This window comes from Lelliottia sp. SL45 (assembly GCF_026672535.1).
Lineage (GTDB): Bacteria > Pseudomonadota > Gammaproteobacteria > Enterobacterales > Enterobacteriaceae > Enterobacter > Enterobacter nimipressuralis.
Genome location: NZ_JAPPRH010000002.1, coordinates 17,737 through 43,809 on the forward strand (window position 1 = coordinate 17,737; position 26,073 = coordinate 43,809).

Sequence of the window (26,073 nt, forward strand, 5' to 3'; positions counted from 1 at the left end):
AGAGAACATTAGGAGAACTCATGCAAACCATCACCGTCCCACCCCCGAAACGCAGCTGGTTCTCGTTGATAAGCTGGGCCATTCTGCTGGCGGTGCTCGTCATCTCCTGGAAAGGTGCGGAAATGGACCCGCTGATGCTGGCCAAAGACTCCGGCAACATGGCGACCTTCGCGGCAGACTTCTTCCCGCCAGACTTCAGCCAGTGGCAGGACTACCTCGGCGAAATGGCCGTCACCATGCAAATCGCCGTCTGGGGCACCGCACTGGCGGTCATCCTCTCCATTCCGTTTGGCCTGATGAGCGCCGAAAACATCGTCCCCTGGTGGATTTACCAGCCGATGCGCCGCCTGATGGACGCCTGTCGCGCCATCAACGAAATGGTCTTCGCGATGCTGTTCGTGGTCGCCGTCGGTCTCGGCCCGTTTGCTGGCGTCATGGCGCTGTTCATCCACACCACCGGCGTGCTCTCCAAACTGCTGTCTGAGGCGGTTGAAGCCATCGAACCCGGCCCGGTGGAAGGCATCCGCGCCACGGGGGCCAACAAAATCGAAGAAATTCTCTACGGCGTCCTGCCGCAGGTCATGCCGCTGCTGATCTCCTACTCCCTCTACCGTTTCGAATCCAACGTTCGCTCGGCAACGGTGGTCGGCATGGTCGGCGCGGGCGGGATTGGCGTCACCCTGTGGGAAGCGATTCGCGGCTTCCAGTTTCAGCAAACCTGCGCCCTGATGGTGCTCATCATCATCACCGTCAGCCTGCTGGATTTCCTCTCTCAACGTTTGCGTAAGCACTTCATCTGAGAAGCGAGGCTTTGATTTCCATGCACTTATCCAGACATCCGACCAGTTACCCCACGCGCTGGCAAGAGATCGCCGCCAGGCTCGAAATCGAGCTGCGCACCCACTACCGCTGCGGCGACTATTTGCCCGCCGAACAGCAGCTCGCCGACCGCTACGAAGTCAACCGCCACACCCTGCGCCGCGCCATTGACCAGCTGGTGGAACGCGGCTGGGTCCAGCGCCGCCAGGGCGTTGGCGTACTGGTGCTGATGCGCCCCTTCGACTATCCGCTGAACTCCCAGGCGCGTTTCAGCCAGAACCTGCTCGATCAGGGCAGCCACCCGACCAGCGAAAAACTGCTCTCGGTGCTGCGCCCGGCCTCCAGCCACATCGCTGATGCGCTGGGGATTCAGGAGGGCGACAACGTCGTGCATCTGCGCACCTTAAGACGCGTCAACGGCGTGGCGGTCTGCCAGATCGACCACTACTTCGCCGACCTCACCTTCTGGCCGACGCTGCAACATTTTTCCAGCGGCTCGCTGCATGACTTTCTCTTCGACGCCACCGGCATCGCCCTCAGGCGCACCCAGACGCGGATCAGCGCCCGTCGCGCGCAGGCCAAAGAGAGCAAGGTGCTGGAGATCCCGAACATGGCACCGCTGCTCTGCGTGCGCACCCTCAACCACCGTGACGGCGAGGTCAACGCGACGGAATACTCCGTCAGCCTGACCCGCGCCGACATGATTGAATTCACCATGGAGCACTGAATGCACTTCGATACTCCCACTCGCCAGCGCTGGATGAGCGCCCTGGCCCACAGCCAGCCCGCCGCCCTGCGCGAGCGTCTGCGCCTGCTGAACCTCGCTCCGGAATACGACACCCTGCGCGCCCCCGAGATCGGCCTGGTGCAGATACAGGCGCGGATGGGCGGCACCGGCGACCGTTTTTTTGCCGGAGACGCCACCCTGACCCGTGCGGTGATTCGCCTTAAGAGCGGCACCACAGGCTACAGCTACCTGCTGGGGCGCGATAAACAGCACGCCGAGCAGTGCGCCGTGGTCGACGCGCTGTTGCAGGAACCGACCCATTTTCAGTCATTAATGGAAACCTTAATTGCCCCACTGGAAGCCGACCGTGCCGCGCGCATCGCCGCCCGTCAGGCCGAAATCAACACCAGCCGGGTCGACTTCTTTACGCTCGTTCGCGGAGATAACGCATGACGCTTCAACCCGCTTTTACCCACGCCGTGCAGGATGCCCAGCACAGTTTTCGTCGCCTCCTGAAAGCCATGAGCGAGCCGGGCGTAATTGTCTCGCTGCATCAGCTCACCCACGGCTGGCAGCCGCTGAATCTCGCCACCACCAGCGTACTGCTGACATTGGCGGATAACGACACGCCGGTCTGGCTGTCGGCCAGCATGGCCAACGACATTGCCAGCCAGAACCTGCGCTTTCACACCAGCGCCCCACGGGTGGATCAGCCGCAGCAGGCGGTGTTTGCCGTGGCCGACGAGCTGATCAGCCACGAGCAGCTGAATGCGCTCTCGTCCGGCAGCGCCGTCGCCCCGGAGACCAGCGCCACGCTGATTCTGCAGGTCGCAAGCCTCAGCGGTGGGCGCATGTTGCGCCTGACCGGAGCCGGGATCGCCGACGAGCGCATGGTCGCGCCACAGCTGCCCGAATGCATCATTCACGAGCTCACTGAACGTCCGCATCCGTTCCCACTGGGGATCGACCTGATCCTCACCTGCGGCGAACGCCTGCTGGCAATCCCACGGACCACACATGTCGAGGTGTGCTGATGTACGTTGCCGTTAAAGGGGGCGAGAAGGCGATAGCTGCCGCCCATGCGCTGCAAGAGCACAGAAGACGCGGCGATGAAACGCTTAGCGAGCTGAGCGTCGCGCAAATCGAACAGCAGCTAAACCTGGCCGTTGACCGGGTGATGACCGAAGGCGGAATTGCCGACCGCGAGCTGGCGGCACTGGCGCTGAAACAGGCCAGCGGCGATAACGTCGAAGCCATCTTCCTGCTGCGCGCCTACCGCACCACGCTGGCCAAACTGGCCGTCAGCGAGCCGCTGGACAGCGCGAAGATGCGACTGGAGCGCCGCATTTCCGCCGTCTACAAAGACATTCCCGGCGGCCAGTTGCTCGGCCCCACCTACGACTACACCCATCGCCTGCTCGATTTCACCCTGCTGGCGAACGGTGAGGCCCCGAGGCTGAACACCTTAGACGCAGAGCAGGAATCCGCTCCCCACGTCTTTAGCCTGCTGGCGAACCAGGGGCTGGCGAAAGCCGAAGAGGACTCAGGCCGCGTGCCGGACGACGTCACCCGTACACCGCCGGTCTATCCGTGCTCGCGCGCCTCGCGCCTGCAACAGCTAATGCGCGGGGACGAAGGCTATCTGTTAGCGCTGGCCTACTCCACCCAACGCGGTTACGGGCGCAACCACCCGTTTGCTGCCGAAATCCGCAGCGGGTTCGTTGAGATCGATATCGTGCCCGAAGAGCTAGGATTTGCGGTCAACGTCGGCGAACTGCTGATGACGGAGTGTGAAATGGTAAACGGCTTCGTGGCCCCTGAAAACGACGCGCCGCACTTTACGCGCGGCTACGGCTTAGTGTTCGGCATGAGCGAGCGCAAGGCGATGGCGATGGCGCTGGTCGATCGCGCGCTCCAGGCCCCGGACTACGACGAGACGATCTCCGGCCCGGCGCAGGACGAAGAGTTCGTGCTGGCCCACGCGGATAACGTTGAAGCAGCGGGCTTCGTCTCGCACCTCAAACTGCCGCATTACGTCGATTTCCAGGCGGAACTGGAACTGCTGAAACGTCTGCAACGGGAGCGCAATCATGGCTAATCTCAGCGGCTATAACTTTGCCTATCTGGACGAACAAACCAAGCGCATGATCCGCCGCGCGATTTTAAAAGCCGTGGCGATTCCCGGCTATCAGGTCCCGTTTGGTGGCCGCGAAATGCCGATGCCCTACGGCTGGGGCACCGGCGGCATTCAGCTGACTGCCAGCGTGATTGGCGAAGCGGACGTGCTGAAAGTCATCGACCAGGGGGCGGATGACACCACCAATGCAGTGTCGATTCGCAACTTCTTCAAGCGCGTCACCGGCGTGAACACCACCGAGCGCACGGAAGATGCCACCCTGATTCAGACCCGCCACCGCATCCCGGAAACGCCGCTGACGGAAGATCAGATTCTGATTTTCCAGGTGCCCATCCCTGAGCCGCTGCGCTTTATCGAGCCGCGCGAAACGGAAACCCGCACCATGCACGCCCTCGAAGAGTACGGCGTGATGCAGGTGAAACTGTACGAAGATATCGCCCGCTTCGGTCATATCGCCACCACCTACGCCTACCCGGTGAAGGTGAACGGGCGCTACGTGATGGACCCGTCGCCAATCCCGAAATTCGATAACCCGAAAATGGACATGATGCCCGCACTGCAACTGTTCGGCGCCGGACGCGAAAAACGCATTTATGCCGTGCCGCCCTACACCAGCGTCGAAAGTCTCGATTTCGACGATCACCCGTTCCGGGTGCAGGAGTGGGACGAGCCGTGTGCCATCTGTGGTTCAAAACACAGCTATCTCGACGAAGTGGTGCTCGACGACACGGGCAAACGCATGTTTGTCTGCTCCGACACCGATTTCTGCCGCCAACAGAGTGAGGCGAACGGCCAATGAAACCGCTGCTTTCGGTGAACAACCTGACCCATTTGTATGCGCCCGGCAAAGGCTTTAGCGACGTGTCGTTTGAGCTGTGGCCTGGTGAAGTGCTGGGGATTGTCGGCGAGTCCGGCTCCGGCAAAACCACCCTGCTCAAGTCCATCTCCGCACGCCTGACGCCGCAAACCGGCGAGATCCGTTATCAGGATCAGTCCCTGTACGACATGAGCGAAGCCGAGCGCCGTCGCCTGCTGCGCACCGAGTGGGGCGTGGTGCATCAGCATCCCATGGACGGCCTGCGCCGCCAGGTCTCGGCGGGCGGAAACATCGGCGAACGGCTGATGGCAACGGGCGCGCGCCACTACGGCAATATCCGCGCGACCGCCCAGCAGTGGCTGACCGATGTCGAAATCCCGGCGTCGCGTATCGACGATCTGCCAACCACCTTTTCCGGCGGAATGCAGCAGCGCCTGCAAATCGCCCGCAACCTCGTCACCCATCCGAAACTGGTGTTCATGGATGAGCCGACGGGCGGGCTGGATGTCTCCGTGCAGGCGCGTTTGCTCGACCTGCTGCGCGGCCTGGTGGTAGAGCTGGATCTGGCGGTGGTGATTGTTACCCACGATCTGGGCGTGGCCCGCCTGCTGGCAGACCGTCTGATGGTGATGAAGGAGGGTCAGGTGGTGGAAAGTGGATTAACCGACCGCGTGCTCGACGATCCGCACCACCCGTACACTCAGTTGCTGGTTTCATCGGTATTGCAGAACTAAGAGGCCAACATGATCCGCGTAGAAAATGTGAGTAAGACGTTTGTGCTCCACCAGCAAAACGGCGTGCGACTGCCGGTGCTGCAAAATGCCTCTCTTGAGGTCAAAAAGGGGGAATGCGTGGTGCTGCATGGCCATTCGGGCAGCGGAAAATCGACGCTGCTGCGCTCCCTTTACGCCAACTATCTGCCCGACCAGGGCCACATTCATATCTGTCATGGCGACGAGTGGGTGGATCTGGTGCAGGCCCCGGCGCGCAAAGTGCTGGAAGTCCGCCGGGCGACGATCGGCTGGGTGAGCCAGTTTCTGCGGGTGATCCCGAGGATCTCCGCGCTGGACGTGGTCATGCAGCCCCTGCTGGATCTGGGCGTCTCCCGCGACGAATGCGCGGCGAAAGCTGCCCGGCTGCTGACGCGCCTCAACGTCCCGGAACACCTGTGGCACCTGGCACCGTCGACGTTCTCTGGCGGCGAGCAGCAGCGCGTGAATATCGCCCGCGGCTTTATCGTCGATTACCCGATTTTACTGCTCGATGAACCGACCGCCTCGCTGGATGCCAAAAACAGCGCCGCCGTCGTCGAGCTGATCGAACAGGCCAAGGCGCGCGGGGCGGCGATCGTGGGGATCTTCCACGACGCCGCAGTCCGCGATCGCGTGGCGGATCGTCTTCATCCGATGGGAGCCGCAGCATGATCATCAATAACGTCAAACTGGTACTGGAAAACGACGTGATCGCGGGATCGATCGACATTCAGGACGGCGTGATTCGCACATACGCCGAAACCCAGAGCCGCTTGCCGGAGGCGATGGATGGCGACGGCGGCTGGCTGCTGCCGGGGCTTATCGAACTGCATACGGATAATCTGGATAAATTCTTCACCCCGCGCCCAAAGGTGGACTGGCCAGCCCACTCGGCGATGAGCAGCCACGACGCGCTGATGGTTGCCAGCGGCATCACCACGGTGCTCGATGCCGTGGCGATTGGGGATGTGCGCGACGGCGGCGACCGTCTGGAGAATCTCGAAAAGATGATCAACGCGGTGGAAGAGACGCAAAAGCGCGGCCTGAACCGTGCCGAGCATCGCCTGCATCTGCGCTGCGAACTGCCGCACCACACCACCCTGCCGCTGTTTGAAAAGCTGGTTGACCGCGAGCCGGTCTCTCTGGTGTCGCTGATGGACCACTCACCGGGCCAGCGTCAGTTCGCCAATATCGAGAAGTACCGTGAATATTATCAGGGCAAATACGCCCTGAATGACGAGGAAATGGCGCGCTACGAAGAGGAGCAGCTGGCGCTGGCGGCCCAGTGGTCGCAGCCGAACCGCCTGTCGATTGCGGCGATGTGCCGGGAGCGTAACATTGCGCTGGCAAGTCACGACGACGCCACGCACGACCATGTGCGGGAATCCCATCAGCTTGGCAGCGTGATCGCCGAATTTCCTACCACGTTTGCCGCAGCAGAAGCCTCCCGCCTGCACGGAATGAACGTCCTGATGGGCGCGCCCAATATCGTGCGCGGCGGCTCCCACTCCGGCAACGTGGCGGCCAGCCAGCTGGCAGCGCTCGGCCTGCTGGATATTCTCTCCTCTGATTACTATCCGGCGAGCCTGCTGGATGCGGCCTTCCGCGTCGCCGATGACACGGGCAACCCTTTCACCCTGCCGCAGGCCATTCGTCTGGTGACCAAAAACCCGGCTGACGCGCTGAACCTGAGCGATCGCGGGGTGATTGGCGAAGGCAAACGGGCGGATCTGGTGCTGGCACATCGCAAGGGTGAGCACATCCATATCGACCACGTCTGGCGTCAGGGAAAACGGGTGTTCTGATGGGAAAACTGATCTGGCTCATGGGGCCGTCCGGCTCCGGAAAAGACAGCCTGCTGTCGGCGCTGCGCCAGCAGGAGCATACGCAATTGCTGGTGGCGCATCGCTACATCACGCGCGCGGCGAATGCGGGCAGCGAGAATCATATCGCCCTGAGCGAGCAGGAGTTTTTTACCCGTGCCGGGCAGAACTTACTGGCACTGAGCTGGCACGCGAACGGCTTGTACTACGGTGTGGGCATTGAGATCGACCTGTGGCTGCACGCCGGTTTCGACGTGCTGGTGAACGGCTCGCGCGCTCATCTGCAACAGGCCCGCGCGCGCTACGCCCAAGCGCTGATGCCGGTCTGTTTGCAGGTTTCACCGGAAGTGCTGCGCCAGCGTTTGCAGCAGCGTGGGCGCGAAAGCGCGCGGGAGATCGACCTGCGCCTGGCGCGTGCAGCGCGCTACACGCCGTCGGACTGCCATCTGCTCAATAACGACGGAAGTTTGCTACAGTCAGTCGAGAATTTGTTATCGCTTATCCGTCAAAAGGAGAAACAACATGCCTGACTGCCAGCTGCGCCCCGCCACTGCGGACGATGCGCAGGCCGTTTACGGTCTGATCTGTGAGTTAAAACAGGCGGAATTCGACCAGAAAGCCTTTCACGCCGGGTATCTCGCGAATCTTCAGGATCGCAACATGCACTACCACCTTGCGGAGCTGGACGGGCACGTCGTCGGGATGATTGGCCTGCATTTGCAGTTTCATCTGCATCACGCCAACTGGATCGGTGAGATTCAGGAGCTGGTGGTATTGCCGCAGGCCCGTGGTCTGAAAGTCGGCAGTCAGCTGCTGGCCTGGGCCGAAGCGCAGGCGCGACATGCAGGTGCTGAGATGACCGAGCTGTCGACCAGCGTAAAGCGCGTGGATGCGCACCGGTTTTATCTTCGCGAAGGGTATGCCCAGAGCCATTTTCGTTTTACCAAAGCGCTATAAAACCTAAGCACAGCGCCGCCTGGCAATGTCGTTAAAGGGGGAAACCATGGCCCTAACTCTCCAACTGACCGGCACCGGCGGTGCCCAGCTGGTACCTGTCTTCGGCTGCGACTGCGCGGCCTGCCGCCGGGCACGTTTGCAGGAGGCGTATCGCCGTCGGCCGTGCAGCGCGGTCGTGACCTTCAACGACGCGGTGACGCTGCTGGACGCGGGCATTCCGCACCTGATGGACGACTGGCCCGCGGGCAGTTTCCAGCAATTTTTACTGACCCACTATCATATGGATCATGTCCAGGGGCTGTTCCCGCTGCGCTGGGGCGTGGGGGCGACGATTCCGGTGTACGGCCCGCCGGACGAGACGGGCTGCGACGATCTGTTCAAACACCCCGGTCTTCTCGATTTCAGCCATACCGTCCAGCCCTTTGTGGTGTTTGAGCTGCAGGGGCTGCGCGTGACGCCGCTGCCGCTCAATCACTCAAAACTGACCTTCGGCTATCTGCTAGAGAGCGCCCACAGCCGCGTGGCGTGGCTGTCGGACACTGCCGGGCTACCGGACAAAACGCTGAAATTTTTACTCAATAATCATCCGCAGGTGATGGTGATCGATTGCAGCCACGAACCGCGCGAGCAGACGCCGCGCAACCATTGTGATTTAAACACCGTCATCGCGCTCAACAAAGTCATTGGCTGTCCGCAGGTCATTTTGACGCACATCAGCCATCAGTTCGACGTATGGATGATGGATAACCCGCTGCCAGAAGGGTTTGAGGCGGGGTATGACGGGATGAGAATGGTGCTGGACTGAGCGGTACGCCGGGCGTCAGGCAGCACGCATCTTACGGATTTCCTCACCGGTCGTAATCATCTTCCAGCCTGCGTTCATCATCCTCCAGCTGACGCCGGTCCTGATCGAGCTGGCGCTGCCTGTCGTCTAACTGACGGCGACGATCCTCAAGCTGTCGACGACGATCATCGTACTGGCGACTGTCGGTACGACGGCTCTCTTCATAGCGGTCATCGTCGTCATTCTGACGGCTGCTGGTGGGGTTGTACGCTTCGCCGATCGCCTGCTGGATGTTCCCAATGGCGTCGTCAATGATATCAGCGTGGGCAAGCTGGCTGGTTAATGACAGCAGGCCAAATAACAGAGCGGTGGTAGAGCGTTTCATAGAGCCAGTCTCGCAGCAGGTGAGCTGGCTTTACGTTAATCATCGGCGCTCAGACGGAGTAGCGGAGGAATCTCAAAACGCGCCTTTCGTGCAGGCGGTACGCGTTATGCCGACGCCTTACGGAGCGCCTGCGCCAGCTGCGCTCGGGTGAAGGGTTTTCGTAGCAGCTCCACGTCCGGCAGCTGCGGATTGTGGGCGGGGCGTAAATCCTGCCCGCTCACCAGCAGCACCGGCAGATGCGGGAAATGGGTGCAGACATGGTGGATCACCTCTGCGCCACTTAACGCCCCCGGCAGCATCAGGTCGCTGATAAAGAGTTCGATATCGGCCGAGGCCTCCAGCATCTTCAACGCCTGCTCGCCCGTTTCCGCTTCGAGCGTCAGGTAGCCGAGCTGATGCAGCTGTTCGCATAACGTCTGACGCACGTCGCTTTCATCTTCAAGCACCAGCACCAGCCGGTCGCTCTGCTCTGACTCCGTCGCCGCCAGCCCTTCATCATGCTCCACCACCGCCTGCGCGGAGCGCGGAAGCTGCAGGCGCACGGTGGTTCCTTGCCCCGGTGCGCTTTCGATTTCAACGCGCCCACCGGACTGGCGCACAAAACCGTAGACCATCGACAAACCCAGCCCGCTACCGCTGCCGGTCTGTTTCGTGGTGAAGAACGGCTCGAAGACCTGAGATTTCACCTCCTGCGACATCCCGCAGCCATGGTCGATCACCTCCAGCGCCACCATATCCTGCCTGCGCCTGTCGCTGCGGGTGACACGCTGATTCCAGGTACGAATGCGGATCACACCGCTCTGCCCCTCCATCGCGTCGCGGGCGTTCATGACCAGATTGATAATTGCGTTTTCCAGCTGGCTGACGTCAATCCATGCGGGCCACGCCGGGTGCTGCGCTTCGATATCCAGCGTCAGGGTGGCCGGGAGCGAGTGGCACATCAGCTCGCCGAGGTTTTCCAGCAGCGGTTTCATCTCCACCGCGTGCGGATGCAGAGACTGTTTGCGCGAGAAAGCCAGCAGTCGCTGGGTCAGGAGCGCGCCCCGCTCGGCGGCTTTCAGCGCGCGGGTGATGCGCGGCGCATCCGGCGACTCGGGATCAACCAGCTCCAGGCTGCCGATAATGACCGCCAGCAGATTGTTAAAATCGTGCGCCAGCCCGCCCGTCAACTGCCCGACCGCCTTCATTTTCTGGCTGTGCAGCAGCGCCTCTTCCAGCCCCACGCGTTCGAGCCGGTCGATCTCCATCTGCGTCGTTTTCTCTTTCAGCAGGCGGGTGGTGTGCTCAAGCGACGCGGTGTTACGCGTAAACACGTTGAACGCACGCGCCAGCTCGCCAAGCTCGTCGCGGCGCTGGAGGGCCGGCACCGACACGTCCGGCTCGCCGTGGGCCAGGCGCGACATCGCTCTGGAGATGGCCGTCAGGTTGGAGCCTAAATTGCGGTAGATATACCAGCAGGCGCAGCCGGTGATCATCAGCGCCAGTACAGCAAACACGCTGATAAAGACGCTAATAGAGCGTAGCTCCTGATGACTCTGGGCGGTGCGCAGCTCCGACGCCTGGGCCACCTGCGCCACGTACTGGTTGATATCGCTGTTTAAAATCGCCACCAGCGCTTTGATGTGAAACATGTACCAGTTGATCGTCAGATCGCTCTCTTCAAGCTGCTTCGAAAGCGGCGCGAGCTTTTGCAGCTCGGCGTTGAAATCGGGCAGCACAAAATCGATCACCGGCTGGCGGGCGGTCTCTGGCAGTGTGGTGGTTACGGTATTCAGCTGCTGAATGGTGGCGCGCGGCGACGGCGTTTCGATAGCCGCCATAATCAGGCGGTCCATTTCAGCCAGCTGGCGCGCGTCCGGCACGTTGTCGCCGAAGCGACGGTTGATATCCTGCAAATGGCGTAAAAAACTTTGGCTTTGATAAAGCGAACTGAGCAGCGCGTTGCGCTCCAGATGACGTCGCTGACCGCGCTCCAGCATCCCGGTGACGCTTTGCTGTAACTCATTACTGCGGCGAATGATTCGCGCCACCAGCGCCGGTTCCTGCTGCGCCAGCGGCGCATCGGCGAGTTGCTCAAGGGAGTGACGCAGCGCCGTCTGTGTCTGCTTCAGGCGATCCGCTTCGCTTTTGTACTCCAGCGCCCCCACCACCTGCGAAAGACGCACCGCCGCCGTGGCCACATTGGCGGTGTCGCGCGCCAGATTCATGCTGCCGGTCATGTCGTTTAAGGTCTGCTGCTGCACCTGCTCCTGAATCTGGCTGGCATGCCGAAAGCCCAGCACCGCCACGCCGCTGACCATCAATGTCACCGCCACCACCAGCAGATTGAAGATCAGCAGGCGGCCACGGGCGCTGGCAAAAAAGGGAGGGCGGCGTGATGGCATGGTGGCTCCGGTGAGAGGAAAAAGGCTCAGAATTGTGACGCCCGTTAACTATTCATAACTATGACAAATATGAACGGCTTCTGACATTTTGCATTTACCGGGATGTGATGCACTGCTGATATCGACCTTCACAGGAGATCCGCCATGAGCAGGACCCCGGTATTAGAGATGCGCAACATTGCCAAAACCTTTGGCAACTTTCACGCGCTCAAGGGTGTGGATCTGACGGTCTGGCCCGGCGAGATCCACGCGTTAATGGGCGAAAACGGCGCAGGCAAAAGCACCCTGATGAAAATCCTCGCCGGGGCGTATACCGCCACCAGCGGCGAGATATTGATTGACGGCCAGCCGTACCACATCAAAGGGCCGAAAGACGCGCTGGCCGCAGGTATTACCCTGATTTATCAGGAGATGCAGCTCGCGCCAAACCTCACGGTGGCGGAAAACATCTTCCTCGGCAGCGAGCTGTCGCGTGGCGGGCTGGTGAAGCGGAAAGAGATGGCCGCGCAAGCCCAGACGGTGATTGACCGCCTCGGCGCCCATTTCAGCGCCACCGATCTGGTGATGAAACTGACCATTGCCGAACAACAGCAGGTAGAAATCGCCCGCGCGCTGCACCGCAACAGCCGCGTGCTGGTGATGGATGAACCCACCGCCGCCCTCTCCTCGCGCGAAACCCATCGCCTGTTTGAACTGATTTTGCGTCTGCGCGATGAGGGGATGGCGATTATCTATATCAGCCACCGCATGGCGGAGGTGTACGAGCTTTCCGACCGCGTCAGCGTGCTGCGCGACGGGCAGTATGTCGGCAGTTTGACCCGCGACAAACTCAACGCTTCGGAGCTGGTCAGGATGATGGTGGGCCGCCCCTTAAGCGACCTGTTTAACAAAGAGCGCGATATCCCTCTTGGCAGCGCGCGGCTCAACGTCCATCACCTCACCGACGGCAAAAAAGTGCAGCCGTGCAGCCTGCAGGTGCGTTCCGGGGAGATCGTCGGTCTCGCCGGGCTGGTAGGGGCCGGACGTTCGGAGCTGGCGCAGCTGATCTTCGGCGTGCGCAAAGCGACGGGCGGAATGATTGAAGTCGACGGCGAGCCGGTGGTGATCCACTCCCCGCGCGCCGCCATCGACCACGGCATCGGTTTTTTAACCGAGAACCGCAAAGAACAGGGGCTGTTTTTGGAGCTGGCGGCGCAAGAGAACATCACCATGGCGACGCTGGAACGCGACGCCACCTGGGGCATGCTGGACCGCAAAAAAGCGCAGTCGATCTCCGATGACGCCATCGCCCTGCTCAATATTCGCGTGCCGCATTCGCAGGTGCGCGCGGGTGGGCTGTCAGGCGGTAATCAGCAAAAGCTGCTGATCTCCCGCTGGGTAGCGATCGGCCCGCGCATTCTGATCCTCGATGAACCGACGCGCGGCGTGGACGTCGGGGCGAAAAGCGAGATCTATCGCATCATGAACCAGATGGCGCGCAAAGGCGTGGCGATCCTGATGATCTCCAGCGAGCTGCCGGAAGTGGTGGGCATGAGCGACCGGGTCTACGTGATGCGTGAAGGGAGCATTGCCGGGGAGTTACACGGCCCAACCATCACTCAGGAAAATATTATGACGCTGGCAACTGGCGTGAACGACACTCATCAGGCGGTGCAATCATGACACATTCAACTAACCCGCAGCAGGTGGCGAAATCCGCCTCCGCCAAAAAAATGCTGATGAGCGATCTGATGCAAACGGTCGGGATTTTGCCGATTCTGATCCTGATCGTGGCGGTCTTTGGCTTTATCGCGCCGAACTTCTTCACCGAGAGCAATCTGCTCAATATTACCCGTCAGGCGTCGATCAATATCGTGCTGGCCGCCGGGATGACCTTCATCATTTTGACCGGCGGGATCGACCTGTCGGTGGGGTCGATTCTCGGCACCACGGCAGTGGCGGCGATGGTGGTCTCCCTGATGCCTGAGCTGGCGATGCTGTCGATTCCGGCGGCGCTGATGCTCGGCATGGTGCTGGGTCTCTTCAATGGCGCACTGGTGGCCTTTGCCGGACTCCCGCCGTTTATTGTCACCCTCGGCACCTATACCGCCCTGCGCGGCGCGGCCTATCTGCTGGCCGACGGCACCACGGTGATTAACTCGAACATTAATTTTGAATGGATCGGCAATAACTATCTCGGCCCGGTGCCGTGGCTGGTGGTGATCGCCCTGGCGGTGATCGTGGTGTGCTGGTTCATTTTGCGCCGCACCACGCTCGGCGTTCATATCTACGCGGTGGGCGGTAACATGCAGGCTGCGCGTCTCACGGGGATCAAAGTCTGGCTGGTGCTGCTGTTTGTCTACGGCATGAGCGGCCTGCTGTCCGGTCTTGGCGGGGTGATGAGCGCCTCGCGGCTTTACAGCGCCAACGGCAACTTAGGCACCGGCTACGAGCTGGACGCCATCGCGGCGGTGATCCTCGGCGGGACCAGTTTTGTCGGCGGGATCGGCACGATCACCGGCACGCTGGTGGGCGCGCTGATTATCGCCACCCTGAATAACGGCATGACGTTAATGGGCGTTTCTTACTTCTGGCAACTGGTGATCAAAGGGGCGGTGATCATCATTGCGGTACTGATCGACAAATACCGTACCCGACACCATCAAAGTGCATAACAACAACACCCTACGATAATGAGGAAAACAGCATGAGATTGAAGCCATTGGTCACCGCGCTCTGTGCTGGCGCACTGCTTGCCGCAGCCCCGTTTGCGCAGGCGAAAGATCTGAAATCCATCGGCGTGACGGTGGGCGATCTCGCCAACCCGTTCTTCGTGCAGATCACCAAAGGTGCGGAGCTTGAAGCCCGCAAACTGGCGGGGGATAACGTAAAAGTGACGCTGGTCTCCAGCGGCTACGATCTGGGCCAGCAGGTTTCCCAGATTGATAATTTTATCGCCGCGAAGGTCGATATGATCATTCTCAACGCCGCTGATTCGAAAGGGATTGGCCCGGCGGTGAAGCGCGCAAAAGAAGCGGGGATTGTGGTGGTCGCCGTTGACGTGGCGGCCGAAGGGGCCGACGCCACTATTACCTCGGATAACACCCAGGCGGGCGAAATGGCCTGTAAATACATCACCGATCGCCTGAAAGGCAAAGGCAACGTGGTGATCATCAACGGACCGCCGGTCTCCGCAGTACAGAACCGTGTGGAAGGCTGTCAGACCGAGTTCAAGCGCCACCCGGATATCAAAGTGCTGTCGGATAACCAGAACGCCAAAGGCAGTCGCGAAGGTGGCCTGGAAGTGATGACGGCGTTGCTGGCCGCGAATCCGAAGATCGACGGTGTCTTCGCGATTAACGATCCGACAGCGATCGGTGCCGATCTGGCGGCGAAACAGGCGCAGCGCAGCGAGTTCTTTATCGTTGGCGTGGACGGCAGCCCGGACGGTGAAGAGGCGCTGAAGCGCGAAAACTCTCTGTTTGTGGCAACCCCTGCGCAGGATCCGCAGGTCATGGCGGCCAAAGCGGTAGAGATCGGCTATGACATTCTGCAGGGCAAACCGGCACCCAAAGAGCCGGTGCTGATCCCGGTGACGATGATCGATAAGAAGAGCGTCGGGACGTACAAGGGGTGGACGGTTAAATAAGGTTTGTGTGCGTTGATGCCCTCACCTCTCCCGCAAAGAGGGTGAGGGGTCAGCGCAGCGCACCACTAAAGGAGTTCCCATGAAACGCTCCGAAATCAACGAAATCCTCGGCCATACGCGGCAGTTCTTTTCGATGCATGACGTACACCTGCCGCCGTTTGCCAGTTTCCCGCCGACCCAGTGGCGGCAGCTCGATCGCCACGCCTGGCGCGAAGTCTTCGATCTCAAACTCGGCTGGGACGTCACCGCCTTCGGCGGGAACCATTTTGCCGCACAGGGACTCACCCTTTTCACCCTGCGCAACGGCTCGCCGAACGGCGTACCTTACGAAAAATGCTACGCGGAGAAAATCATGCATGTCCGCGACGGGCAGGTCACGCCGATGCATTTCCACTGGCGTAAACGCGAGGACATCATTAATCGCGGCGGAGGAAATCTGATTATTGAGCTGTGGAACGCGGGCGGGCATGAAGAGACGGAAAACACCGACGTTACGGTGGTGGTTGACGGCTGCATTCAGACTCACGCTCCCGGCAGCCAGCTGCGCCTCACACCAGGGGAAAGCATCTGTCTCACGCCCGGCCTGTACCACAGTTTCTGGGGGGAGCGAGGTTTTGGCGATGTGCTGGTCGGCGAAGTGTCATCCGTGAATGACGATGAGCACGACAACCACTTTTTACAGCCGCTCGCGCGCTATAACAATATTGAAGAAGACGAAACGGCGGTGCTGGTGCTCTGTAACGAGTACAGCCTGTTTCGAACCTAAGGAGTGAATGATGCCGCTAATTTCTCTCGCCGCCGGGCTGGAACACGCCCGTGAACATCGCTACGCCCTCGGCGCATTTAACGTTCTCGACTCCCACTTTTTGCGCGCCCTGTTCGCCGCGGCAAAACAGGAGCGCTCACCCTTTATCATCAACATCGCCGAAGTGCATTTTAAGTATTTATCGCTCGATTCATTAGTTGAAGCGGTCCGGTTCGAGGCCGCGCGACACGATATTCCGGTGGTCCTCAATCTCGATCACGGCCTGCATTTTGAGGCGGTGGTACGGGCGCTGCGCTTAGGCTTCAGCTCCGTGATGTTTGATGGCTCCACCCTGAGTTACGAAGAGAATATTCGCCAGACCAGGGAAATCGTGAAAATGTGTCACGCAGTGGGGGTGTCGGTGGAGGCCGAACTGGGCGCCGTGGGCGGTGACGAGGGCGGTGCGCTGTACGGCCATGCCGATGAAGCCTTTTTCACCGATCCGGCCCTGGCGCGCGATTTTGTCGATCAGACCGGCATTGACGCGCTCGCCGTCGCCATCGGCAATGCGCACGGCAAATACACAGGCGAGCCGAAGCTCGATTTCGCGCGGCTTGATGCGATCCGCCTGCAAACCGGCCTGCCGCTGGTGCTGCACGGGGGTTCCGGGATCAGCGACGCCGATTTCCGCCGCGCGATTGAGCTGGGCATTCACAAAATCAATTTCTACACCGGGATGTCGCAGGCGGCGCTGGCCTCCGTCGAGCAGCGGATCACCCATCGTCAGCCGATTTACGACGAATTTGCCGAACTGCTGCTGGGCATTGAAGAGGCGATTACCGACACCGTATCGGAACAAATGCGCATCTTCGGTAGCGCGGGGAGAGCCTGATGGTACGCCGGGGCGTTATCGCCGCAGGGAATATGCTCGTCGACCACGTGCATCAGATTGTGCAGTGGCCGGAGCGCGGCTGGCTGGCGGAAATTATTCATAGCGAACGGGCCACCGGCGGCGCGCCGCTGAACGTCCTGCTGACGCTCGCCAAAATGCACGTCGGTCTGCCGCTGCAGGCGGTGGGGCTGATTGGCGACGACAGCGACGGGGACTACATTCTGGCCATGCTCGATCAGTACCACGTCAACCGCCAGCGGGTGCAGCGCACCACTTTTGCGCCGACCTCCATGTCGCAAGTGATGACCGATCCCAGCGGGCAACGTACCTTTTTCCACTCTCCGGCGGCCAACCGGCTGCTGGATCTTCCGGCCTTCGACCGCCTCGACCCGACGATGAAAATTTTCCATCTGGGCTATTTGCTGCTTCTCGACAGCCTGGATATGCCGGACGACGAGTTTGGCACCCGCAGCGCACGCCTGCTGTCTCAGATGCGCGATCTGGGGTATGAAACCTCACTGGATTTGGTGTCGCGCAAAGGCGATCCGCGCTATCAGCCGCTGGTGCTCCCTGCCCTGCGCTATGTGGATTATCTGGTGATTAATGAGCTGGAGGCCGGTGAGTTTAGCGGGCTGGAGATGCGCGACGAGTTTGATGCGCCGAACATTTTGCATATCGCCGAAGCCGCGTCGCAACTGCTGGCGGCCGGAGTGCGTCAGCGCGTGGTCATTCATTGTCCGGAAGGCGCCTGGGGCGAAGCGCCGGGTGAGCCAGGCCAGTGGGTGCCGTCACGGCAGCTTGAAAAGGATGAGATTATCGGCAGCGTCGGCGCGGGCGATGCGTTTTGCGCGGGCTTTTTGTACGGCTGCCACGAGGCGTGGCCGCTGCCCGAGAGCATTGCCCTGGCGCACGCCTGCGCGCGGGCCAGCCTGCTGGCGGCCAATGCTATCGACGGGGCGAAAACGCTGGACGAACTGAAGTTGAATCTTTAAGCGGCTTTGTCGTGGTGAGACACGTCCGCGGCAAATACGTAGCCGAGGCCGCGAATGGTTTTGATCAGCAGCGGCTGATGAGGGTTAATTTCGATTTTTCGCCGCAGGCGCATGATCAGCACGTCGATGGTGCGGTCAAAGACTTCGGCGCTTTCGCTGTGGGTCAGCTCCAGCAGCTGTTCACGGCTCAATACCCGCCGGGCATTCTGCGCGAGGGCCAGCAGTAAACCGTACTCCCCCTGAGTTAACGGCACCGTCACCTGCTTCGGATCGCTTAATTCGCAGCGGGTGGTGTCGAGGGTCCAGCCGTTGAAGCCCATGCCCGACGTGCGCGGTGCGGTGGGTTCCGCCGCCAGCACGCCCGTGCGGCGCAGTACCGCTTTTACGCGGGCGACTACCACGCGCGGATTAAACGGCTTGCCGATGTAATCATCCGCGCCCATCTCCAGCCCCACCACAACGTCCGATTCGCTGCCAAGGCCGGTGAGCATAATCACCGGCAGCTCGGCGCGCTGCTTTTGTAGCTGCTGTAAAACCTGTAACCCATTGATATCCGGCAGCATCATATCCAGCAATACCAGCGCAATGCCCGGTTCTCGCTGAGCCAGCGCCAGCGCGTCCAGCCCGTTGTGACAGACGTGCACCGTAAAGACGTGCTCGTTAAGCACATCCTGCAGCAGTTCGCAGACCGCCGTATCGTCATCAACCACCAGAATCGCCGGTTTCATCGTATGCTTCCGTCAGGGGATTATGTTAAGTCTGACCTATTCTGCAAACGGCTCCAGCCAAATCCATCGTTGCGTGATGGAATTTCAACCCATGTCACATCCATTGCCCTTTCGACACGTCAATTTTGACGATTGCCTGCTTCTCGTCAGGGTTTTGACCAAACTTTGGCCGTAAAGTCAGGGGATACCCACAATAAAAACATGGCATAGAAGCTGCATAATAGGGTGGGAAAGCATTGATTAACTGGAGCGAGACCGATGAAAAAAGTCGTCACGGTTTGCCCCTATTGTGCCTCAGGTTGCAAGATAAACCTGGTGGTCGATAACGGCAAAATCGTCCGGGCGGAGGCTGCACAGGGTAAGACCAATCAGGGTACGCTGTGCCTGAAAGGCTACTATGGCTGGGATTTTATTAACGATACCCAGATCCTCACCCCCCGTCTGAAAACCCCTATGATTCGCCGTGAGCGCGGCGGCAAGCTGGAGTCCGTCTCCTGGACGGAAGCGCTGGACTATGTCGCCCGCCGTCTGAGCGAGATCAAAGCCAAATACGGCCCGGACGCGATCCAGACCACCGGCTCTTCACGCGGGACGGGGAATGAAACCAACTATGTAATGCAAAAATTCGCGCGCGCCGTTATTGGTACCAATAACGTCGACTGCTGCGCTCGCGTCTGACACGGCCCATCGGTTGCAGGTCTGCACCAGTCGGTCGGTAACGGCGCAATGAGTAACGCTATCAACGAAATCGATAACACCGATCTGGTGTTTGTTTTCGGCTATAACCCGGCGGATTCCCACCCTATCGTGGCAAATCACGTCATTAATGCGAAACGCAACGGGGCGAAAATCATCGTCTGCGATCCGCGTAAAATCGAAACCGCGCGCATTGCGGATATGCATATCGCCTTACGCAACGGCTCGAATATCGCGCTGCTTAACGCCATCGGGCACGTGATTATTGAAGAAAATCTCTATGACCAGGCGTTTGTGGCTACACGTACGGAAGGTTTCGAGGAGTATCGCAAGATTGTCGAAGGCTATACGCCGGAGTCGGTCGAAGAGATTACAGGCGTCAGCGCACAAGAGATTCGCCAGGCTGCGCGCATGTACGCCGCCGCGAAAACCGCGTCGATTCTGTGGGGTATGGGTGTAACCCAGTTCTATCAGGGCGTCGAAACCGTGCGGTCACTGACCAGCCTCGCAATGCTGACGGGCAACCTCGGCAAACCGCATGTGGGCGTAAACCCGGTGCGCGGGCAGAACAACGTTCAGGGTGCCTGCGACATGGGCGCGCTGCCGGATACCTATCCGGGCTATCAGTACGTCAAGTACCCGGAAAACCGGGCGAAATTCGCCAGGGCCTGGGGCGTTGAAAGCCTGCCGGAGCACACGGGCTATCGCATCAGCGAGCTGCCGCACCGCGCAGCACACGGTGAAGTGCGTGCCGCTTACATCATGGGCGAAGATCCGCTGCAAACCGACGCTGAACTGTCGGCGGTGCGCAAAGGCTTTGAGGATCTCGAACTGGTGATTGTGCAGGACATCTTCATGACCAAAACCGCGGCGGCGGCGGATGTGATTTTACCGTCAACGTCGTGGGGTGAGCACGAAGGCGTCTATACGGCAGCGGATCGCGGTTTCCAGCGCTTCTTTAAAGCGGTCGAGCCGAAGTGGGATCTGAAAACGGACTGGCAGATTATCAGCGAAATTGCCACCCGCATGGGCTATCCGATGCACTACAACAATACCCAGGAGATCTGGGATGAGTTGCGCAATCTGTGTCCGGATTTCACCGGGGCGACCTACGAGAAGATGGGCGAGCTGGGGTATATCCAGTGGCCCTGCCGGGACGAATCCGAGGCGGATCAGGGGACGTCATACCTCTTCGCCGAGAAGTTCGATACCCCGAACGGGCTGGCGCAGTTCTTCACCTGCGACTGGGTGGCGCCTATCGACAAACTCACCGACGAGTACCCCATGGTGCTCTCGACGGTGCGTGAAGTGGGTCACTACTCCTGTCGCTCGATGACCGGGAACTGTGCCGCGCTGGCTGCACTGGCAGACGAGCCAGGCTATGCGCAGCTCAACACCGCCGATGCCGCCCGTCTGGGCATTGAGGATGAAGCGCTGGTGTGGGTGAATTCGCGCAAAGGTCGCATCATCACCCGCGCACAGGTCAGCGATCGTCCGAACAAAGGGGCGGTTTATATGACCTACCAGTGGTGGATTGGTGCCTGTAACGAGCTGGTGACGGAAAACCTCAGCCCAATAACCAAAACGCCTGAGTATAAGTATTGCGCCGTGCGCGTGGAGCCGATTGCCGATCAGCAAAGCGCCGAGCAATATGTGATTGATGAATACACGAAATTGAAAGCCCGCCTACGCGAAAGCGCAATGGGTTAAATAAGTAGATGTTCAATGAATAAATGGGGTGAGATATTCACCCCATTTTTATTTGTATATTTAGCATTAATTTTATCAATATTATTCTGGAATGTAGCTCGCAGAAATCAATGCAACTTTTAAATGCGGGAATTACATCTTTGCATTTTAATTCAGAAGGATAAGATGGCGGCGGGTGCTTAAGACTTTCTGTTTTGAGCATGTGTGAGGAGCAGAAAGTTGAAAGCCCCGGGAAAGTTAAACTCACCCGAGGCTACAAAACAACATCAACTCCCACAAGTTGAAGTTAGCCTCTTATTCTTATAAATGCAAGGAGTAAAAGGCATGACGCCATTAAAAACTGTGTTAGGCATTGTTTTTATTATTTGCCTGACCATCGTGATTTTTACCTTTATTAATCGCGGCAAACTTTGTGAGCTGACAATAAAGAGTGAACATCAGGAAGTGGCGGCAAAATTAGCCTGTATATCAGGATGATTTTGTGCGCGGGGAAACCCGCCCGGCTTGTCTGGACGTTGAGGTCTTAACGCACCCTTTTTATTCTTCATTGACCGCGCTTATACTGCGCGCTATGTACCCGGATGATAAGAACTCATGAAAACCCTTTTGATGTTGCTCTTCCTTTTTACCGCGTTTGCTCACGCTGACGAACCCGGTAGCCAATATAAAGAACAGGCCGAAGCGGGCGACGCGCGCGCTCAGTACTATCTGGCCGATACCTACTTCAGCGCAGGTGACGATAAGCAGGCTGCGCTGTGGGCGGAGAAAGCGGCAAAAGGCGGCGATGTCGATGCCGTGGCGCTGCTGTCGCAAATCCACTTTAAGCATGCCGATTACGCCCAGTCCAAAACCCTGGCGCAACAGGCGACCATTGCTGGCAGCAAACGCGGGGCGATCATGCTGGCGCGCCTGCTGGTAAATACTCAGGCCGGTAAAACGGACTATCCGCAGGCAATCAAACTGCTGCAAACCGCCACGGATGATATCGACAACGACTCTGCAGTCGATGCCCAGATGCTGTTGGGGCTGATCTACGCCAACGGCGTATCAATGGCTCAGGACGATGCTCAGGCGCAAATGTGGTTCAAACGCAGCTCAGCGCTTTCGCGTACCGGTTACGCGGAATATTGGGCAGGAATGGTTTTTCAGCAGGGCGAAAAAGGGTTTATTACCCCGAACAAACAGAAGGCGCTGTACTGGTTCAATCTGAGCTGTAGCGAAGGGTTTGATACCGGATGCGAAGAGTTTGATGCCTTGAGCGGGGAGTAACTCCCCACACTTAAAAAGTTCAGCCGGGTCAGGCGAAACCGCCCCCCGGCTTTTTATATTACTGATCGGCAGTCTTATCAAAACGACCCAGCACGTCGCGTTCGTACGCCAGCGCCTTTTTGCGGTCGAACTGATGTTCCCACTTGGCGATCACCAGCACCGCCAGCGCATTCCCCACCACATTCAGCGCGGTACGCGCCATATCGAGGATACGGTCAACACCGGCGATAAACGCCAGGCCTTCCAGCGGAATACCGACGCTACCAAGCGTTGCCAGCAGCACCACGAAGGAGACACCCGGTACGCCTGCGATCCCTTTCGAGGTCACCATCAGGGTCAGCACCAGGACGATCTCCTGCCACAGGGAGAGATCGATACCGTACAGCTGTGCGATGAAAATTGCCGCGATACTTTGATACAGGGTTGAGCCATCGAGGTTAAAGGAGTAGCCCGTCGGCACCACGAAACTGGTGATCGACGCCGGTGCGCCGTAGGCTTCCATCTTCTCAATAATACGCGGCAGCACGCTTTCGGAGCTGGCGGTAGAGTACGCCAGAATCAGCTCGTCTTTCAGGATGCGAATCAGGATCCAGATGCTCAGGCCGCACAGACGCGCAACCAGCCCCAATACGACCAGCGCAAAGAACAGAATCGCGAAGTGAACCAGAATCACCAGCTTCGCCAGCGGCCACAGAGAGGCAAAGCCGAAGTTGGCAACGGTCACGGCAATCAGCGCGAACACACCCACAGGGGCGTAGCGCATCACCATGTGTGTCACTTTAAACATGGTTTCGGAGATAGAACGGAACACGGTCACCAGCGGTTCGCGGTGCGTGGCAGGCAGGGAAGAGAGGCCCAGACCAAACAGCACCGAGAAGAAGATAATCGGCAGCATTTCGCCCTTCGCCATCGACGCCACGATATTGGTCGGCACCAGCGACAGGATGGTTCCCATCAGGCCATGCGCATGGCTTTGCACGTCTGCGGTTGTGCTTTGGTATTTCGAAATATCCACCGTTGCCAGCTGCGACATATCAATCCCGGCACCCGGCTGGAACACATTCGCCAGCGTAATACCCAGAATGATAGCAACCGTAGTGATCACTTCGAAATAGATGATGGTTTTCGCACCGATACGCCCGAGCTGCTTCGCATCACCGACACCGGCAATACCGACGATAAGCGTTGAGATCACAATCGGGACGACAATCATTTTGATCAGGTGAATAAAGATATCGCCCGCCGGTGACAGCATATTCGCCACCAGCCACTCGCGGTCGTCACTGTGATAATGCAGATAACTGCCCAGCAAGATGCCCAGCACCATGGCCAGCAAAATTTGCCAGGCGAGGCTGATTTTCAAGTTTTTCATAAAAACAGACTTCCTCAATGAAGCGCCCTTCCCCCCATCACTGGCAGGAATGACACATACTGAAAGGGTATGAATTGTGTTGCGTTGGTTTATGGGGTTTTTTAACGCGCCGTATCAGTATCATTTGCATGGCCTGCTGCGCAAGCCTTAAAGAACAAGGCTTTCCACTGCAAAAAGGTCATAGGACGCTAATTTGTAATAATTCTTATAAATAACCTTTTGTTATAAAAACGGTTTTTTTCAACTAATTGTGAATAATCGACTGTGTAAATTATTTTCCTTCAAAGTTTCATTTGCTGCTTTTTTCACCTGTTCATTTATTGCGTGATCTGTCGCCCAAATAACAAACAAAGCTACCAAAGCCCCTACAATTAACGTTTTTGCGACATATTATTAACATCCTAAAAGGAGAACAAAAGCCATGAGCGAAATTCACAAACATGACATTCCCGCAAATATTGCGGACCGTTGCCTGATAAATCCGGAGCAGTACCAGCAAAAGTATCAACAATCTCTCACCGACCCTGATGCCTTCTGGGGCGAGCAGGGCAAAATCCTTGACTGGATCACCCCCTACCAGAAGGTGAAGAACACCTCCTTCGCGCCAGGCAATATCTCGATTAAATGGTACGAAGACGGCACCCTGAACCTGGCCGCGAACTGCCTGGACCGACATCTGGCCGAGCGCGGCGATCAGACCGCCATTATCTGGGAAGGCGACGACGCCTCGCAGAGCAAACACATCACCTATAAAGAACTTCACCGCGACGTCTGCCGCTTTGCCAACGTGCTGTTAGCGCAGGGCATCAAAAAAGGCGATGTGATTGCCATCTATATGCCCATGGTGCCGGAAGCGGCCGTGGCGATGCTCGCCTGTGCGCGCATCGGTGCCGTGCATTCGGTGATTTTCGGCGGTTTCTCGCCGGAAGCCGTCGCCGGGCGCATCATTGATTCCAGTTCAAAACTGGTGATCACCGCCGACGAAGGCGTGCGCGCCGGTCGCGGCATTCCATTGAAGAAAAACGTCGACGAAGCGCTGAAAAACCCGAACGTCAAAACCATCAGCAACGTCATCGTCCTTAAGCGCACCGGCGGCAACGTCGAGTGGAAAGAGGGGCGTGACCTGTGGTGGAGCGACCTGATTGAAAAAGCCAGCGATCAACATCAGCCCGAAGCGATGAACGCGGAAGATCCGCTGTTTATCCTCTATACCTCCGGCTCGACCGGCAAGCCGAAAGGTGTGCTGCACACCACCGGCGGCTATCTGGTTTACGCGGCCACGACCTTTAAATATGTCTTCGACTATCACCAGGGCGATGTTTACTGGTGTACCGCCGACGTGGGCTGGGTCACCGGCCACAGTTACCTGCTGTACGGCCCGCTGGCCTGCGGCGCGACTACGCTGATGTTCGAAGGCGTTCCTAACTGGCCGACACCTGCCCGTATGTGTCAGGTGGTTGATAAGCATAAGGTCAACATTCTCTACACCGCGCCGACCGCGATCCGCGCGCTGATGGCCGAAGGCGACAAAGCCATCGAAGGCACCGACCGCTCCTCCCTGCGCATTCTTGGCTCCGTCGGCGAGCCGATTAACCCGGAAGCCTGGGAGTGGTACTGGAAGAAAATCGGTAACGAAAAATGCCCGGTGATGGATACCTGGTGGCAGACCGAAACCGGCGGCTTCATGATTACTCCGCTGCCGGGCGCAATCCCGCTGAAAGCCGGTTCCGCCACCCGTCCGTTCTTCGGCGTGCAGCCTGCGCTGGTGGATAACGAAGGTAACCCGCTCGACGGCGCGACCGAAGGCAACCTGGTGATCACCGACTCCTGGCCGGGCCAGGCGCGTACCCTGTTTGGCGATCACGATCGCTTCGAGCAGACCTACTTCTCGACCTTTAAAAACATGTATTTCAGCGGCGACGGCGCGCGCCGTGACGAAGACGGCTACTACTGGATCACCGGGCGCGTGGACGATGTCCTGAACGTCTCCGGCCACCGTCTGGGCACCGCTGAGATTGAGTCGGCGCTGGTTTCCCATCCGAAAATCGCCGAAGCGGCAGTGGTTGGGATCCCACACAACATCAAAGGCCAGGCGATTTACGCCTACGTCACCTTGAACCATGGCGAAGAGCCGACGCCTGAGCTGTACACCGAAGTGCGTAACTGGGTGCGCAAAGAGATCGGCCCACTCGCCACGCCGGATGTGCTGCACTGGACCGACTCGCTGCCGAAAACCCGCTCCGGCAAGATCATGCGCCGCATTCTGCGCAAAATCGCTGCGGGCGACACCAGTAACCTCGGTGATACCTCAACGCTCGCCGATCCTGGCGTGGTGGACAAACTGCTCGAAGAGAAGCAGGCCATCGCAATGCCTTCGTAACTGAGTTCCCCTCAACCTAACCCTCTCCCTGTTTAAGAGGAAACTTAAAACTTCAAATATTTGAATTAAAATGGAT

General features: G+C 58.9%; 26 protein-coding genes. 22 read left to right on the forward strand and 4 right to left on the reverse strand.

Annotated features, from left to right (window positions below; all coding sequences use genetic code 11):
- Positions 1-20: 20 nt before the first annotated feature.
- Genes phnE through phnP form a run of 12 tightly spaced genes read left to right on the forward strand, consistent with a single transcriptional unit; the run spans position 21 to position 8,837 of the window.
- Positions 21-800 carry a phosphonate ABC transporter, permease protein PhnE gene (phnE, locus tag OVA10_RS03935; RefSeq protein ID WP_268195401.1) on the forward strand — a complete coding sequence of 260 codons (780 nt, stop codon included), beginning with the start codon at positions 21-23 and terminating at the stop codon, positions 798-800.
- A gap of 20 nt (positions 801-820) precedes the next feature.
- The gene (gene phnF / locus OVA10_RS03940; protein WP_181827197.1) at positions 821-1,546 is read left to right on the forward strand and encodes a phosphonate metabolism transcriptional regulator PhnF; all 726 of its coding nucleotides are present in this window, start codon (positions 821-823) and stop codon (positions 1,544-1,546) included.
- Entirely contained in the window at positions 1,547-1,999 is a 453-nt protein-coding gene (phnG, locus tag OVA10_RS03945) for a phosphonate C-P lyase system protein PhnG (RefSeq protein WP_100777959.1), read from the forward strand.
- Positions 1,996-2,580 carry a phosphonate C-P lyase system protein PhnH gene (phnH, locus tag OVA10_RS03950; RefSeq protein ID WP_100777960.1) on the forward strand — a complete coding sequence of 195 codons (585 nt, stop codon included), beginning with the start codon at positions 1,996-1,998 and terminating at the stop codon, positions 2,578-2,580. The genes phnG and phnH overlap by 4 nt, the downstream gene beginning before the upstream one ends.
- Positions 2,580-3,644, forward strand: coding sequence for a carbon-phosphorus lyase complex subunit PhnI (locus tag OVA10_RS03955; RefSeq protein ID WP_268195404.1), 1,065 nt, complete (start codon positions 2,580-2,582; stop codon positions 3,642-3,644). Before phnH ends, OVA10_RS03955 begins: the two co-directional genes overlap by 1 nt.
- Positions 3,637-4,482 (forward strand): alpha-D-ribose 1-methylphosphonate 5-phosphate C-P-lyase PhnJ, encoded by an 846-nt coding sequence (phnJ, locus tag OVA10_RS03960; RefSeq protein ID WP_100777962.1) that lies wholly within the window; start codon positions 3,637-3,639, stop codon positions 4,480-4,482. Before OVA10_RS03955 ends, phnJ begins: the two co-directional genes overlap by 8 nt.
- Positions 4,479-5,234, forward strand: coding sequence for a phosphonate C-P lyase system protein PhnK (gene phnK / locus OVA10_RS03965; RefSeq protein WP_194514336.1), 756 nt, complete (start codon positions 4,479-4,481; stop codon positions 5,232-5,234). Before phnJ ends, phnK begins: the two co-directional genes overlap by 4 nt.
- A gap of 9 nt (positions 5,235-5,243) precedes the next feature.
- Positions 5,244-5,924 carry a phosphonate C-P lyase system protein PhnL gene (phnL, locus tag OVA10_RS03970; protein WP_107702422.1) on the forward strand — a complete coding sequence of 227 codons (681 nt, stop codon included), beginning with the start codon at positions 5,244-5,246 and terminating at the stop codon, positions 5,922-5,924.
- The gene (gene phnM, locus OVA10_RS03975) at positions 5,921-7,057 is read left to right on the forward strand and encodes an alpha-D-ribose 1-methylphosphonate 5-triphosphate diphosphatase (RefSeq protein WP_268195407.1); all 1,137 of its coding nucleotides are present in this window, start codon (positions 5,921-5,923) and stop codon (positions 7,055-7,057) included. Before phnL ends, phnM begins: the two co-directional genes overlap by 4 nt.
- Positions 7,054-7,605, forward strand: a complete 552-nt coding sequence (gene phnN / locus OVA10_RS03980; protein WP_102105739.1) for a ribose 1,5-bisphosphokinase — start codon at positions 7,054-7,056, stop codon at positions 7,603-7,605. Before phnM ends, phnN begins: the two co-directional genes overlap by 4 nt.
- Complete coding sequence (gene phnO / locus OVA10_RS03985) at positions 7,598-8,032, forward strand: aminoalkylphosphonate N-acetyltransferase (RefSeq protein WP_107702424.1); 435 nt, start codon at positions 7,598-7,600, stop codon at positions 8,030-8,032. The genes phnN and phnO overlap by 8 nt, the downstream gene beginning before the upstream one ends.
- A gap of 46 nt (positions 8,033-8,078) precedes the next feature.
- A complete protein-coding gene (gene phnP / locus OVA10_RS03990; protein WP_268195410.1) occupies positions 8,079-8,837 on the forward strand; it encodes a phosphonate metabolism protein PhnP in 759 nt (252 codons plus the stop codon).
- 43 nt (positions 8,838-8,880) lie between these two features.
- Here the strand turns inward: phnP and yjdP are convergent, their stop codons facing one another.
- The gene (gene yjdP / locus OVA10_RS03995) at positions 8,881-9,201 is read right to left on the reverse strand and encodes a DDRRRQL repeat protein YjdP (RefSeq protein ID WP_100777969.1); all 321 of its coding nucleotides are present in this window, start codon (positions 9,199-9,201) and stop codon (positions 8,881-8,883) included.
- A gap of 104 nt (positions 9,202-9,305) precedes the next feature.
- The gene (locus tag OVA10_RS04000) at positions 9,306-11,585 is read right to left on the reverse strand and encodes an ATP-binding protein (protein ID WP_268195412.1); all 2,280 of its coding nucleotides are present in this window, start codon (positions 11,583-11,585) and stop codon (positions 9,306-9,308) included.
- A gap of 144 nt (positions 11,586-11,729) precedes the next feature.
- Here OVA10_RS04000 and OVA10_RS04005 point away from each other — a divergent pair, with 144 nt between their 5' ends.
- From OVA10_RS04005 to OVA10_RS04030, 6 genes are all read left to right on the forward strand, one after another.
- Complete coding sequence (locus tag OVA10_RS04005; protein WP_100777971.1) at positions 11,730-13,247, forward strand: sugar ABC transporter ATP-binding protein; 1,518 nt, start codon at positions 11,730-11,732, stop codon at positions 13,245-13,247.
- Positions 13,244-14,239 carry an ABC transporter permease subunit gene (locus OVA10_RS04010; protein ID WP_100777972.1) on the forward strand — a complete coding sequence of 332 codons (996 nt, stop codon included), beginning with the start codon at positions 13,244-13,246 and terminating at the stop codon, positions 14,237-14,239. Before OVA10_RS04005 ends, OVA10_RS04010 begins: the two co-directional genes overlap by 4 nt.
- Positions 14,240-14,271: 32 nt before the next feature.
- Positions 14,272-15,213 (forward strand): ABC transporter substrate-binding protein, encoded by a 942-nt coding sequence (locus OVA10_RS04015; RefSeq protein WP_100777973.1) that lies wholly within the window; start codon positions 14,272-14,274, stop codon positions 15,211-15,213.
- Between the two features lie 79 nt (positions 15,214-15,292).
- Complete coding sequence (locus OVA10_RS04020) at positions 15,293-15,979, forward strand: D-lyxose/D-mannose isomerase (RefSeq protein WP_100777974.1); 687 nt, start codon at positions 15,293-15,295, stop codon at positions 15,977-15,979.
- A gap of 10 nt (positions 15,980-15,989) precedes the next feature.
- Positions 15,990-16,850, forward strand: coding sequence for a ketose 1,6-bisphosphate aldolase (locus OVA10_RS04025; RefSeq protein WP_181827909.1), 861 nt, complete (start codon positions 15,990-15,992; stop codon positions 16,848-16,850).
- A complete protein-coding gene (locus tag OVA10_RS04030) occupies positions 16,850-17,842 on the forward strand; it encodes a carbohydrate kinase family protein (RefSeq protein ID WP_100777976.1) in 993 nt (330 codons plus the stop codon). Before OVA10_RS04025 ends, OVA10_RS04030 begins: the two co-directional genes overlap by 1 nt.
- Here OVA10_RS04030 and OVA10_RS04035 read toward each other — a convergent pair.
- Complete coding sequence (locus OVA10_RS04035) at positions 17,839-18,570, reverse strand: response regulator (RefSeq protein ID WP_102105730.1); 732 nt, start codon at positions 18,568-18,570, stop codon at positions 17,839-17,841. The genes OVA10_RS04030 and OVA10_RS04035 overlap by 4 nt on opposite strands.
- A gap of 258 nt (positions 18,571-18,828) precedes the next feature.
- Here OVA10_RS04035 and fdhF point away from each other — a divergent pair, with 258 nt between their 5' ends.
- From fdhF to OVA10_RS04050, 3 genes are all read left to right on the forward strand, one after another.
- The gene (gene fdhF / locus OVA10_RS04040) at positions 18,829-20,976 is read left to right on the forward strand and encodes a formate dehydrogenase subunit alpha (RefSeq protein ID WP_123429900.1); all 2,148 of its coding nucleotides are present in this window, start codon (positions 18,829-18,831) and stop codon (positions 20,974-20,976) included.
- Between the two features lie 324 nt (positions 20,977-21,300).
- The gene (locus OVA10_RS04045) at positions 21,301-21,453 is read left to right on the forward strand and encodes a Hok/Gef family protein (RefSeq protein WP_102105728.1); all 153 of its coding nucleotides are present in this window, start codon (positions 21,301-21,303) and stop codon (positions 21,451-21,453) included.
- Between the two features lie 117 nt (positions 21,454-21,570).
- Positions 21,571-22,245: a tetratricopeptide repeat protein gene (locus OVA10_RS04050; protein ID WP_102105727.1), complete on the forward strand. Its 675-nt coding sequence runs from the start codon at positions 21,571-21,573 to the stop codon at positions 22,243-22,245.
- A gap of 58 nt (positions 22,246-22,303) precedes the next feature.
- Here the strand turns inward: OVA10_RS04050 and gltP are convergent, their stop codons facing one another.
- A complete protein-coding gene (gltP, locus tag OVA10_RS04055; protein ID WP_100777981.1) occupies positions 22,304-23,617 on the reverse strand; it encodes a glutamate/aspartate:proton symporter GltP in 1,314 nt (437 codons plus the stop codon).
- Positions 23,618-24,038: 421 nt separating this feature from the next.
- On the opposite strand from gltP, the gene acs reads away from it, so the two are divergent.
- Complete coding sequence (gene acs, locus OVA10_RS04060) at positions 24,039-25,997, forward strand: acetate--CoA ligase (protein WP_268195416.1); 1,959 nt, start codon at positions 24,039-24,041, stop codon at positions 25,995-25,997.
- Positions 25,998-26,073 lie beyond the last annotated feature (76 nt).